Raw genomic sequence first — 12206 nt, 5'->3', positions numbered from 1 at the left:
ACCAACAAGATCGGCCGTCCGGCCGTGGCGTGATCGAGGTGGCATGGGTCACGGTGGAGAGGACACCGATGTCGAATGCTAAGGAGCCGCGAGCATGGGACAGCTCGACGGGAAGGTCGCCTTCATCACCGGGGCAGCGCGGGGGCAGGGACGCAGCCACGCGCTACGGCTCGCGCGGGAGGGCGCCGACATCATCGGCGTCGATCTCTGCGAGCAGGTCGGCACCGTGCAGTACGCGATGTCGACGCCCGAGGACCTCGCGCAGACCGCGAAGGAGGTCGAGGACCTCGACCGCCGGATCGTCACCCGCCAGGCCGACGTCCGCGACAAGCGCGGGCTGCAGGAAGCGTTCGACGCCGGGGTCGCCGAGCTCGGCCGGGTCGACATCATCCTGGCCAACGCGGGCATCGCGAACCAGGTCGGCGGCGAGCCCGAGGACGAGGAGCGGGGCTGGCAGGACGTCATCGACATCAACCTCACGGGCGTCTACAACACGGTGCGGGTCGCGGCGCCGCGCATGATCGAGCAGGGCGACGGCGGAGCGATCGTGCTGACGAGCTCCACCCAGGGCCTGTCCGGGCGTGGTGGCGACGGCGGCGGGGCGATGAGCGGCTACGCGGCCGCCAAGCACGGCGTCGTCGGCCTGATGCGGACGTTCGCGCACTGGCTGGCGCCGCACAGCATCCGCGTCAACACCGTGCACCCGACCGGCGTGAACACGCCGATGGTGGTGAACCCGCAGCTCGAGAAGTGGATGGCGGAGAATCCCGAGAAGGGCGACGCGCTGGCCAACCTCCTGCCGGTCGAGATGGTGGAGGCCGTCGACATCTCCAACGCGATCCTCTACCTGGTGGGCGACGCCGGGCGCTACGTCAGCGGCGTGACCCTGCCGGTCGACGCGGGGTTCAGCGTCAAGTGACGGAACTGGATCGCCTGCCCGACGTCCGGGAGAAGGTCGCCGCGCGGGTGGTCGGCCGGGAGCGGGAGCTCGACCTGCTCCTGGCCGCCGTCGCGGCCGGGCGCGACGTGCTGCTCGAGGGCCCGCCGGGGACGTCGAAGTCGACGATCCTCGCGGCGATCACCGCGGAGTGGGACGTGCCGCTGGTGTTCGTCGAGGGGAACGCCGACCTCACCCCGACCCGGCTGGTGGGCCACCACAGCCCGGCGCGGGTGCTGCGCGAGGACTACTCGGCGGACACCTTCGTGCCCGGGCCCCTGCTCGACGCGATGCGCTCGGGCGGCTTCCTCTACGTCGAGGAGTTCAACCGCGCGCCGGAGGACACGCTCAACACCCTGCTCACGGCCATGGCCGAGCGCCGGATCGCGGTGCCGCGCGTCGGCACCGTCGAGGCCCTGCCGTCGTTCCGGGTGGTCGCGACGATGAACCCCTACGACACGATCGGCACGACGCGACTTTCGACGTCGGTGAGCGACCGGCTGTGCCGCCTCGCGATCGGCTACCAGGACGCGACCGCCGAGCGGGCGATCGTCGCGGCCCGCACCGACCTGGAGCAGCCGCAGCTGATCGCCGACGCGGTGGCCCTCACCCGGGCCACCCGCGAGCACGAGGCGATCCGGCAGGGCAGCAGTGTGCGCGGGGCGATCGACCTCGCGCTCGTGGTCGACCGCCTGACCCGGCTGCGCGGCAACACCGACGCGTACCCCGACCTCGTCCTCGACGGGATGCTGCTCGCCCTCTCGGGGCGCATCCACCTCGACGAGGTCGTGGAGGCGACGCCGGAGGACGTGCTGCGCTCGATCTGGGAGTCGTACTTCGTGCTCGACCCGGCGCGCGCCGAGCCGGGTTGAAAGCAGGTCGCGGCCGAGGGACCGGTCACCCGGCGGGCGAGGCGGCCGTTGCGCCGGAGACCGAAGCAGCTCAGCGAGGAGCCGGCGCTCTACGAGCGGGACGGTGCGGGCGGCGGGCTCGTGCTCTCCGACGGCACCCGGCGCCGGCGTCGTCGCGACCGCTCGGCCGGTGGCCCGACCGCGCCCGGGGCGTTGGACGAGCCCGCCGAGGTGGTGCCGCTGGAGGACCTGGGTGACCGTCCCGGGGACGCCGTCGCCCGCGAGCGCCTGCGACGGATCGCCCGTCGGCTCGCCCTGCGCCGGCCCGACGAGGCGGACGCGACGGGGACGGCCGGCGAGCTCGTCAGCGCCCGGTGGCACGGCGCGGGCGACGACCTCGACCTGGACGCGACCCTCGAGGTGCTCGCCGCGAACCCGATGCCCACCGACGAGGACCTGATCGTCCGCGAGCGTCGTCGCAGCGCGCGGACGGTGGTGCTCGCCGTCGACGTCTCGGGGTCGATGACCGGGGAGCGCGCGCTGACCGCGGCCGCCACCGTCGGCGCGCTGGCCGGCGAGCTGGGTCGCGACCGGCTCGCGGTGCTCGCGTTCTGGTCCGACGCCGCGGTGCTCGTGCGCCCCGGCGAGCGCGTCGCCCCACTCGCGGTGCTCGACCTGCTGCTGCGCGTGCCCACCCGCGGGCTGACCAACCTCGCCTTCGCGCTCACCACCGCGGCGCGGATGGTCGGCGGGACGCGCGACGCGCGGGTGCTGCTGCTCTCCGACGCCGTGCACAACGCGGGCCCCGATCCCCGCGGCATCGCCGCCCGGCTGCCGCGCCTCGACGTGCTGCTCGACGTCTCGGGCGAGCGCGACGTCGAGCTCGGCCGCGACCTCGCGCGCGCGGGCCGGGGCCGGTGCCGGCCCGTGCGCGATCACACCGACGCGGCGCCGGCCCTGACGAGGATCTTCACCTGACGGGGCGGTGCGTGAGCAGCGCCGCGGCCACCACGACCGGCCACACCGACTGGACCAGCATCACGATGCGCTGCGACGTCCCGTACCAGGTGCCGCTGGTGATCAGTTGCACCGTGAACCAGGCCACGAGGGCGGCCAGCACGACGACGACGATCGCGGATCCCCGCCGCAGCCACGGCGACATCGACGGCGAGAACGCGAGCCCCAGCGGCCAGAGCGAGTAGGCCAGCCACGCCAGACCGGCCGCCACCATGTGCACCGCGGAGTAGCCGCCGACCGGCTGCGGGTTCAGCGCCGTGACCAGGAGCAGCACCCCACCCGTGCCGAGGAGCACCCAGGCGGCCGAGGGGATGCGCGTTCGTAGACCGACCGCGACGAGCACGTGCAGCACCGCGGCGACCCCGAGGGTCGCTGCCATGATCCACCGGCTGGTCGCGGCGAGACCGGAGAGCGCGCTCAGCGACTGGTTCCACGGCTCGGGCCCGGGCCACGCGGACTGGGCGGCCCCGAGACCGACGACGAGCACCGCCGGCGCGAGCACCGCGAGCGCGAGCGTCGTCCACCCGACACCGCCCCACGCCCGGCCCACGGGTCCACGCCACGACGCGACCGCGACCCGGACCGGCCACACCGTCTGCACCAGGAGGATCGCGCGCTCGGCGGCACCGAGCCACGTGCCGTCGGTCCAGGCCTGTGCGCAGAGCCACACCAGCGCCGCGGCCATGAGCGCGAGCGCGACGACCGAGTCCCGTCGCAGGCCGGGGTCGAGGCCGCGGTCGGCGGCGAGCGGGATCGTCCAGGCGATGAAGGAGAGCAGGCCGGTGACCGTTGCCGTCATGTGGATCGTGGAGCTGCCGTGCGCCGGCTGGGCGGCCAGGGCGGCGACGACCACGGCCGCGCCGCCGACACCGAGGAGCAGGCGAGCCGGGCGCGGGAGGTGGCGCAGTCCGAGCGCCACGGCCAGGTAGATCACGCCCATGGCGGTCAGGACCGTGGCCATGATCCACCGGTCGGTCGCGCCCCGGCCGGCGAGCGTGCTGACCGTCTGGCCCACCGCGTCGTAGGTCCCCGGCGGTTGCACGGACTCCGCGACCAGCCCGCCGACGACCAGCAGGAGGGGCGCCGTGGCGGCCAGCGCCACCACGACCGGACCTCGCAGGCGCTCGCGAGGAGCCTCCGTGGTCACCACTGCCATCGCTCGGAGCCCCTTCCGCCCGTGTCGACGCGGCGACTACCCGATGATCTCGCGGCGGCACACCCCGCGCTGCGCCGTCACCCCTCCGGTGTGCCCAGCATCAACCCGGTGTCCAGGCTCCGGATGACGAACCGTGTCCTCGGGACACGGTCGTCAGCGGCCCAGGGTCGCGCTCGGCGTCTCGCCGAAGCGGGCGCGGTACTCGGCGGCGAAGCGGCCCGCGTGGGCGAAGCCGTGGCGGTGGGCGACGTCGGCCACCGTCGTGGCGGCGCCCGGGTCGAGGGCGAGCAGGTCCGCGCGCACGGCGTCGAGGCGCCGTCGTCGCAGGTGGGTGACCGGCCCGATCCCGAACTCGGCGTGGAAGATCGTGCGCAGCGTGCGCTCGCTGACCCCGGTGAGCCGGGCGAGCTCGGGCGCCGTCGGCGGGGACGCGGGGTCCTCGGCGGCGCGGTCGAGGACGCGGCGCACGACCGTCGACGACGCCGGCGGGGCGGGCGTGCGCAGGGCGTCGCTGAACGAGTGCGGGTGGCCGAGCAGCAGCGTCGTGCACACCAGGGTCTTGAGCGACGACCACACCCGTGCCGGCGGTCCCTCGGAGCCGGCGGCGGCGCAGGTGCTGCGGACCAGCTCGGCGGGCCCGCCCAGGGCCCCGCGGACCCGGGGTGCCTCGAGGTCGAAGGCCACCGGCCGCTCGGGCGCGCGCCCGAGCAGCGTCGCGAGCTCGCGCTCGAGGTCGTCCCGCGCGATCTTGAGGACGAGCAGCTCGAGGCCCGGGTCCCACTGCATCGTCAGCGGCCCGGACGACGAGAACACCGCGCCGGTCGTCCGGTCGGCGCGCACGCGCATGCCCCGGTGCTCGGCGCGGAAGCCGCCGCGCGACGGCAGGTGCACGGTGGCGAAGTCGTCGAGGGGGTGCGAGCGGATCTCGACCGCGGCGCCGTAGGAGAACCGCAGCAGGCCCAGCCCGTCGCCGCCCACCCACCCGACGTCGGCGCGGAACGGGGCACCGCGGCGGTCGACCGTCATCCGGTGGCCGGTCATCAGCTTCTCGGTGCGCTCGTGGGCGTCCTCGGGGTCGTCGGTGCGGAACCCGCCCCGGAGCACTGCCGCCACAAGAGCACCTCCCTTCGCGCAGTGACCCAGACCACTGGGACGGCGACCGGGTGTCAAGGTCCGCCGTAAGAGGACGTCCCCCCGCCGGAAGCGGCTACCGGCCCGCGCGACCCGCTCGTACGTTCGCGACCACCGCTGAACCACGAGGACGTGACGCCGGTGTCGAACGAGACCGTCATCCCGCTCGGCGAGTACGCCGACGGCGACTTCTACCCCGGCTACGAGCCGCGCCTGGAGTCCCGGCCGTTCCTCGCCGAACCGCTGGCGCCCTTTACCCGCGAGGACGAGTCGCGGTTCTGGATGCGCGACTCGCAGCACTTCTCCGAGGGCATCACCCCCGCGAGCATGGGCCTGCTCGAGGACGCCCAGACCTGGGGGACGCAGTACGGCGCCGAGATCGTCGGCATCCCGCCCACCGCCGGCATGGTCAACCGCATCGCCGGCGTGCACGTCTACCTCGGCCAGTGCCCGATCACCTCGCCATGGCAGATCGGTGCGCGCGCCGAGCGCTTCGGTGCCTTCGCCGGCCCTCGCCTCGCCGACTTCGGGACGTACTGGGCGGGCTACCGCGCCGAGCTCGAAGCGGCGTACGCGCACTTCGACGGGCTCGACGTCGACGCGTTGTCGCTCGACGAGCTGCACGACGCCTTGAAGGACGCCCACGCCTTCCACCGCCGCGGGTGGGGCGTGCACTTCGAGGTCATGTACCTGCTCGCGGCCAACTACGTCGGCTTCTTCCAGCTCGCCACCGACCTCGGGCTCGACACCGGGCAGATCGCGCAGTGGCTCGCCGGCGAGGAGACGTCGTACCTGCACACCGACGCCGAGCTCTGGCGCCTCGCCGGGCGGGCCCGCGAGCTGGACGTCGCCCTCGCCCTCACCGAGCCCACCGTCGAGGCCGCCCGGGCGGCGCTCGACGCCGCACCGCAGGGCGCGACGTGGTGGGCGGAGTTCGAGGCGTTCCTCGCGGTGTGGGGCCAGCGCACCGACGAGACCGCGACGATGGACCGGCCGTCGTGGGCCGAGCACCCGGCCACCCCGCTGGCGTCGATCCGGGAGTTCCTCACCCGGCCCGAGGGCCACGACTTCGCCGCCGCCCGCCGGGACGTGCTCGCCGAGCGGGACCGGCTCGTCGACGAGGCCCGCGCGACCCTCACCGAGGAGGGGCGCGTCGCCTTCGACCAGGCCCTGGCCTCCAACCGGTCCGCGAACTTCGTGTGGTGGAACGAGGAGCACAACTTCCTCATCGACCGGCGCATCCATCTGCCGGTGCGCCGGCTGACGCTGGCCGTCGCCGACCGCCTCGTCGCCGACGGGCGTCTCGCCGCGCGCGAGGACGTGTTCTTCCTCTTCCGCCACGAGCTGCTCGATATGCTCGCCGGCGGCGGGCCCTCGGACGCGCCGGCGCTCGTCGTCGCCCGTCGCGACTACTACGACCACTGGTCGGCCCGGGGCAGCGAGCTGCCGCCCGTCGTCGGGAGCGTCCCGGACGCGGTCCACGACCCGATCATGACCGAGCTCTTCGGGCTGACCCCCGAGTACTTCGCCACGATCAAGGCGCAGGGCACCACAAGATCACTGAGTGGCTTCGCGGCCGGGCGCGGCACCGTCGTCGGCACCGCCCGCGTGGTGCGCGCGGCGCAGGACATCGACCAGGTCCGCGACGGCGACGTCCTGGTCTGCGGCGGCACCACCACCGAGTGGACGCCGGTGTTCGGGCTGGTGGTCGGGTGCGTCACCGACACCGGCGGCACCCTGAGCCACACCGCGATCATCGCCCGCGAGTACGGCATCCCGTGCGTCGTCGGCACCGGCGTCGCCACGTCGACGATCAGCACCGGCGACCGGGTGCGCATCGACGGCGACCGCGGCGTGGTGGAGGTGCTGGCGTGACGGATCTCGATCTCGAAGCCCTCGATCTGGAATCCCTCGCGGGCACCGCCGAGCGCGCCGCCCGGGCCGGCGGCGCGGTGCTGCTCGAGTACCAGGACCGCGTCCTGGAGGTGACCCTCAAGGACGAGCGCGTCGACGTCAGCTCCTCGGCCGACCTCGCCGCGCAGGAGGCGGTGCTCGCCGCGATCGCGGCCGAGCGCCCCGACGACGTGGTGGTCGGCGAGGAGTCGCCGTCGGACACCGGCGTCGCGTCCGAGGGCCTGGTCTGGTGGGTCGACCCGCTCGATGGCTCCCGCGCCTACATCGACGGCTTCCCGTGGTTCGCGACGGCCGTGGCGATCACCGTGGGGGGCGAGCCGGTGGTCGCCGCGGTGTACGACCCGTTGCGCGACGAGCTCTACCGCGCGGTGCGCGGCGGCGGGGCGACCTGCAACGGGCGTCCGCTGCGGGTGGCGGCCGCCGAGAAGGTCGCCGAGGTCGTCGTCATCGTCCAGGCGCAGTCGTCCGACCCGGCCGTGATCGCCGAGTTCGCCCGGCTGATGCGGGCGATGCTCACCGTCTCGGCCGGGGTGCGCTTCCCCGGCGCCCCGGCGCTCGTCATGGCCCACATCGCCGCCGGTCACCTCGGCGGCTACGTCGAGCGCGACATGAACCCCTGGGACGTCGCGGGCGGGCGCCTGCTCATCGAGGAGGCCGGCGGGCGCGTGACCGACTTCGAGGGCCGGACCCGAGACGCGTCGTCGCGCTACGACGTCGTCGCCAGCAACGGCGCGGTGCACGACGAGCTCGTCGCCGCGACCGGCATGCAGTTCGAGGAGGGCGGATGACCGTCAACACGGAGCTGGCCGTCACCACCACGGGTGGCTGGGCGCGCCCGGGCTGGTGGGACGTCGTCGAGCCCGCGGAGGCCGCCGGGCGGTTCGGGCCCGACGACGAGAAGGAGCTCTACGACGACTACTGCCGCCTGGCGATCTCCGACCAGGAGCGCTGCGGGCTCGACATCGTCACCGACGGCGAGCACCGCAGGCGCGGCTGGATCGAGAACATCACCGCCGCGCTGCCGGGCCTGGTCCTGCAGCCCGCGCCACGGCGGCTCGGCGCGCTGGGCTACGACATGCTCGACGTCTGGAAGGTCACCGAGCCCCTCGAGGAGCTCGCGTGGATGTGGGACTTCGTCGGCGAGTACCGCTTCCTGCGCGCGGCCACCGACCGGCGTCCGCGCGTCGGCATGCCCGGGCCGTACGGGATGACCACGGAGCTGGACTTCCGCGACGTCTACCCGTCGCGCAAGGCGTGCGCGGAGGCGCTGGTCCCGGCGCTGCGCGGGCACATCCGCGAGCTGCTCGACGCCGGCTGCGACTACATCCAGCTCGAGGAACCGATCACGCCGGCCGTCGCCGACGACGACCGGAGCCCGGCGTCGATGGTCGAGATCATCAACAGGGTGGTCGACGGCTTCGACGACTGCACCTTCACCGTGCACATCTGCTTCGGCTCGTTCCGGCGCCTGCCCTACGCCAAGCGGACCTACCGGTGGCTCTTCCCGACGCTGCTCGACGCGAACGTCCACGGCTTCAGCCTGGAGTTCGGCGGGCGCGAGATGGCCGAGATCGACCTCGTCGGCCAGTGGGACCCGGGCCGGATCCTCTCGGCGGGTCTCGTCGACATCAAGACGCACTACGCCGAGACCCCCGACGACCTGGTCGAACGTCTCCACACCTGCCTGAAGTACCGGAACCCGGACGCCCTGGAGATCTCCACCGACTGCGGGCTGCGGCGCGTGCCGCGGAACCTCGCGATGGCGAAGATGACCGCCGCCGCGGAGGCTGCGAGGAGGGTGCGCCGCGATGGGTGACGTCTCCTGGCGCGCCGAGACGGTCGGCAGCCTCCTGCGCCCGGCCGAGCTGCGCGACGCCATGCTCGCCGGGACGTCCGATCTCCGGGCGCCTCAGGACCGGGCGGTGCGCGACGCGCTGGCCCTGCAGCAGGAGGTCGGGCTGCCGGTCGTCAACGACGGCGAGATGCGACGCCGGATTTGGCACGGCCCGGTGCTCGACATCGCCGACGGCTTCGACCCCGAGGGCTTCACGCGCACCTGGACCGCGCCCGACGGCCGGACCGCCTCGCACACCTCGCCGGTGGTGGCGTCGCGCCTCACCGAGCGCGGGAGCCTCGTCGACGTCGAGGCGGCGTTCGTGCTCGCGCACGCCGACCGGCCCGTCAAGGTCACCCTGCCGGTGCCCACCAACTTCCTGAGCTACTGGACCCCGGGCGTCTCCGACCAGGCCTACGCCGACCCGCAGGAGTTCCTCGACGACCTCGTCGCGATCCTCCAGCGCCAGGCCCGCGCCCTGGTCGGCGCCGGCGTGCGCTACCTGCAGCTCGACGCCCCGAAGTACACGTTCCTCGACAACCGGCTGATGTTCCCGGACCCCGCGCGGTGGGCGGACCAGCTCGCTGCGCACCTGCGCACCGACCGGCGCGTGTTCGACGGCCTGCCCGACGACGTGGTGACCGGCATCCACATCTGCCGCGGCAACTACCGCAGCATGTTCGAGAGCACGGTGCCCTACGACGAGATGGGCGAGGTGCTGTTCTCCGAGGCCCGCTACGACCGGCTGCTGCTCGAGTACGACGACGCCCGCGCCGGCGGCTTCGACGCCCTGCGCCACGTGCGGCCCGAGAGCACCGTCGTCCTCGGCCTCGTCACCACCAAGCACCCCGAGCTCGAGGACGTCGACGACCTGCGCCGACGGATCGACGCGGCGGCGGAGCACCTGCCCCTCGACCGTCTGGCCCTGAGCCCGCAGTGCGGCTTCGCCAGCACCTGGGAGGGCAACGAGCTCTCCGCCGACGACCAGCGACGCAAGCTCGAGACCGTCGTGCGCACCGCGGACCTCGTCTGGTCGTAGGTCGGGCCTCACCGTGCGGCCACCTCCCCCGCGAGCGCCGCCTGCGGGACGTCGTCGACGAGACGCAGGTCGGCGACGTACATCGCGTCGTCGGTGACCTCGTCGGGCTCGGCCACGGCCTTGAGTCGCACCGGAGCGCCCGGGCGGAGGGCGGTGCGGAGGTAGCGGCGGATCTCCCGCACCCGGTAGCGCCGTCGGCAGAGCGCCACCGCCTCGCCGTGCTCGGTGCCGGCCGACAGCTCCGGGTCGAGGTAGAGCGCCCCCTCCAGCCAGAGGCGCCCGTCGGCCGGCTCGAACGCCGCCCAGTTCACGGGGAAGAGCCGCCCGGCGACGTCGAGCACGTCGACGTGACAGGTGCACGCGTCGCCGCTGACCGGCGCGGCGATCACCGTGCCGCGGCCGTCGAAGCAGCCGAACTCGTCGACCATCCACCTCTCGCCGCCCGAGAGCGACGGCAGGTGATCCGCCGTGTAGATCGCCGGCGCGACCTCGAACTCACGTCCGACCACCACCGACGGCAACGCCCCGGCCGCGAGGTGCTGCGGGAGGAGCTGCACCGTCAGCTCGCCGTCCCACCGTTCCTCGCGCAGCGCCCGGCGGCCGAGCGTGCGCCGGACGAGCTCCTCCCGGTCCTCGTGGTGGCGCCCGGCCACCCGCCGTTCCTTGTCCCGTCGCGCTCGCGCGGGCTTTCCCATACCTGCCTCCTCGGGTCTCCTCTCCTTCTTGGAGTCCCGCGGAGTCGCTGCGGTTCCCGTCGATTCGTGGCCTGTGGACAACTCGGCGGGAGACCTTGCAGGTCGCGCAGAACGCTTCGGTTTCGAAGCGTTCTCAGCGGGTGGGGAACGAGTCTTTGGAGACCTGCTCGGGCAGGGCGAAACTGCACGGCTCCCACGGCACCAAAGACTCCTCGCCTTCAAGCACCCGGTGGACGTGCTGCTCGACCACGGTCGCCGCTTCGGCGGCACCGAGGGTCCACGGCTCGAACCCACGGGCGGGGTCGATGGCGGGCTCGCCGCAGACCAGTCGCCCCTCCCTCACGAGTTCAACCATCATCGGCCCGGCGCGCCGCAGGAGCGTCACTCGACCTTCACCCCCTTCGACGATCTTGACGAGGGCGACGGCGTGGAGGAGGTCGATCCAATCGTCGCGCGCTTCGTCGACCAGGGCCGACTTGAGTTCGTCGTCCCTCATCCGTTCGCCTCCATCGGCGTGTGCACCTTGAGGCGCTGGTCGACGGGCGCGTTGATGTCGACCGCAGACTCTCCCTCCGTCGAGGCAGCCGTCGGTCGCCACGTGATGTAGGTGCCGTCCTCGAGCAGCACGACCGATCGCCTCTCGTTCACCTGGACAACCTGCCCACCTTCCGCCAGCGCGCGGTACACCTCGTCGACCTCCTCGGACGTGTCGAGCTCGCGGGTCGGCACCTTCATCTTCTTCGCACTCCCCGGGCGCCCGATCAGGACGCCCTCATTCGCTGCGTGCTCCGCGGCGGTCAGGCCGTTGTAGCGCCCGAGGGGTGGGGCCTGGTCGCCGCCGTCCCCTGGTGCGCCGGCCGGCACCGCCCCGGCGGCGCGGGTGGCGCGTTCAATGCGTCCGGCAGCGCCGACGCCGCCGAGTGCGGAGAGTCCCGCTCCGGTGAGCACCTCGCCGGCCCAGCGGGTGGGGTTGGTGGCCGCCTCGCGCGGGGCGAGCGCGGCCGTGACGGTCTCCGCGGGGTGGGTGACGGCGTGCGCGACGCCGGTGCCCAGGTCCTGCCAGCCCTGTGCCGCCGTGGCGGGCTCGACGAGGAAGCGGGTCGGGTTGACCTGCCAGAGGAACTGGCCGGTGGCGGCAAGCTCGGACCATGCACCGCCGGCGAGGTCGCCGAGGAAGCCCCCGAGCGCCTCGGCCACCGACGGCGCCGGCGGGGCGAGATCGCGGGCGTGTGCCACCGAGGCAGCGGCTCGGTTCCCCGCCGCGGAGACCTCGACCCGGGCAGCCCGGAGCCGGTCGACGGCGGCGACCGGGTCCGCCGCCCACTCCCGGACGGCGGTCGCGGCCTCGTCGCGGGATCGCTCGAGGACGTCGGCGTACTCGGCAAGGGCGTCGGCCGCTTCCAGGAACGCCTCGCCCGTCCCGGTCCACAGCGGCGGAACCGGCTCGAACACACGGCGGAAGGAGTCGGCCGCCTCGCCCTGCCAGTCGCCGGTGTCGATGCGGCGCAGCCCGTCGCCTGCGCCGACCAGTGCGGCCCCGAGCCGCGCCATCGTCGCCTGGACGGCTCGGACCCCGGCGGGGTCGCCGGGCAGCAGCGCGGCCGGGTCCGCGGTCTCGCCGAGCTCGGCCAC

The 12206-nt window shown here is 73.8% G+C and carries 12 protein-coding genes; 7 read left to right on the top strand and 5 right to left on the bottom strand.

What is annotated here, in order from left to right:
- The first annotated feature begins 94 nt into the window (after positions 1-94).
- From OG774_RS21220 to OG774_RS21210, 3 genes are read left to right on the top strand one after another with little or no spacing between them, the layout of a single operon-like run.
- A complete protein-coding gene (locus tag OG774_RS21220; protein ID WP_328304078.1) occupies positions 95-919 on the top strand; it encodes a mycofactocin-coupled SDR family oxidoreductase in 825 nt (274 codons plus the stop codon).
- A complete protein-coding gene (locus OG774_RS21215) occupies positions 916-1809 on the top strand; it encodes an AAA family ATPase (RefSeq protein ID WP_328304076.1) in 894 nt (297 codons plus the stop codon). The genes OG774_RS21220 and OG774_RS21215 overlap by 4 nt, the downstream gene beginning before the upstream one ends.
- Positions 1810-1857: 48 nt before the next feature.
- Positions 1858-2766, top strand: coding sequence for a vWA domain-containing protein (locus OG774_RS21210; protein ID WP_328304074.1), 909 nt, complete (start codon positions 1858-1860; stop codon positions 2764-2766).
- Here OG774_RS21210 and OG774_RS21205 read toward each other — a convergent pair.
- Together OG774_RS21205 and OG774_RS21200 are read right to left on the bottom strand one after the other, a co-directional pair.
- Complete coding sequence (locus OG774_RS21205; RefSeq protein ID WP_328304072.1) at positions 2759-3961, bottom strand: DUF998 domain-containing protein; 1203 nt, start codon at positions 3959-3961, stop codon at positions 2759-2761. The genes OG774_RS21210 and OG774_RS21205 overlap by 8 nt on opposite strands.
- A 153-nt stretch (positions 3962-4114) precedes the next feature.
- Complete coding sequence (locus OG774_RS21200) at positions 4115-5074, bottom strand: AraC family transcriptional regulator (protein WP_328304070.1); 960 nt, start codon at positions 5072-5074, stop codon at positions 4115-4117.
- A gap of 159 nt (positions 5075-5233) precedes the next feature.
- On the opposite strand from OG774_RS21200, the gene OG774_RS21195 reads away from it, so the two are divergent.
- The 4 genes from OG774_RS21195 to OG774_RS21180 are packed head-to-tail and all read left to right on the top strand — an operon-like array spanning position 5234 to position 9879.
- Positions 5234-6967: a PEP-utilizing enzyme gene (locus tag OG774_RS21195; RefSeq protein ID WP_328304068.1), complete on the top strand. Its 1734-nt coding sequence runs from the start codon at positions 5234-5236 to the stop codon at positions 6965-6967.
- Entirely contained in the window at positions 6964-7794 is an 831-nt protein-coding gene (locus OG774_RS21190; RefSeq protein WP_328304066.1) for an inositol monophosphatase family protein, read from the top strand. Before OG774_RS21195 ends, OG774_RS21190 begins: the two co-directional genes overlap by 4 nt.
- Positions 7791-8822, top strand: a complete 1032-nt coding sequence (locus OG774_RS21185; RefSeq protein ID WP_328304064.1) for a cobalamin-independent methionine synthase II family protein — start codon at positions 7791-7793, stop codon at positions 8820-8822. Before OG774_RS21190 ends, OG774_RS21185 begins: the two co-directional genes overlap by 4 nt.
- Positions 8815-9879 carry a cobalamin-independent methionine synthase II family protein gene (locus tag OG774_RS21180; RefSeq protein WP_328304062.1) on the top strand — a complete coding sequence of 355 codons (1065 nt, stop codon included), beginning with the start codon at positions 8815-8817 and terminating at the stop codon, positions 9877-9879. The genes OG774_RS21185 and OG774_RS21180 overlap by 8 nt, the downstream gene beginning before the upstream one ends.
- 8 nt (positions 9880-9887) lie before the next feature.
- Here OG774_RS21180 and OG774_RS21175 read toward each other — a convergent pair whose 3' ends face one another.
- From OG774_RS21175 to OG774_RS21165, 3 genes are all read right to left on the bottom strand, one after another.
- The gene (locus OG774_RS21175; RefSeq protein WP_328304060.1) at positions 9888-10574 is read right to left on the bottom strand and encodes a hypothetical protein; all 687 of its coding nucleotides are present in this window, start codon (positions 10572-10574) and stop codon (positions 9888-9890) included.
- 133 nt (positions 10575-10707) lie between these two features.
- Positions 10708-11070 (bottom strand): hypothetical protein, encoded by a 363-nt coding sequence (locus tag OG774_RS21170; RefSeq protein WP_328304058.1) that lies wholly within the window; start codon positions 11068-11070, stop codon positions 10708-10710.
- Positions 11067-12206 carry a putative T7SS-secreted protein gene (locus OG774_RS21165; protein ID WP_328304056.1) on the bottom strand — a complete coding sequence of 380 codons (1140 nt, stop codon included), beginning with the start codon at positions 12204-12206 and terminating at the stop codon, positions 11067-11069. The genes OG774_RS21170 and OG774_RS21165 overlap by 4 nt, the downstream gene beginning before the upstream one ends.

The sequence above is a fragment of the Actinomycetospora sp. NBC_00405 genome, assembly GCF_036044095.1.
Lineage (GTDB): Bacteria > Actinomycetota > Actinomycetes > Mycobacteriales > Pseudonocardiaceae > Actinomycetospora > Actinomycetospora callitridis.
Note: the sequence above shows the minus strand (reverse complement) of the source record. Positions and strands in the feature narration are given on the sequence as shown.

Excerpts from the sequence above, each read along its gene's own strand:
- OG774_RS21180 (WP_328304062.1), top strand. The coding sequence starts at position 8,815 with ATGGGTGACGTCTCCTGGCGCGCCGAGACGGTCGGCAGCCTCCTGCGC.
- OG774_RS21220 (WP_328304078.1), top strand. The coding sequence starts at position 95 with ATGGGACAGCTCGACGGGAAGGTCGCCTTCATCACCGGGGCAGCGCGG.
- OG774_RS21205 (WP_328304072.1), bottom strand. The coding sequence starts at position 3,961 with ATGGCAGTGGTGACCACGGAGGCTCCTCGCGAGCGCCTGCGAGGTCCG.
- OG774_RS21185 (WP_328304064.1), top strand. The coding sequence starts at position 7,791 with ATGACCGTCAACACGGAGCTGGCCGTCACCACCACGGGTGGCTGGGCG.
- OG774_RS21175 (WP_328304060.1), bottom strand. The coding sequence starts at position 10,574 with ATGGGAAAGCCCGCGCGAGCGCGACGGGACAAGGAACGGCGGGTGGCC.
- OG774_RS21170 (WP_328304058.1), bottom strand. The coding sequence starts at position 11,070 with ATGAGGGACGACGAACTCAAGTCGGCCCTGGTCGACGAAGCGCGCGAC.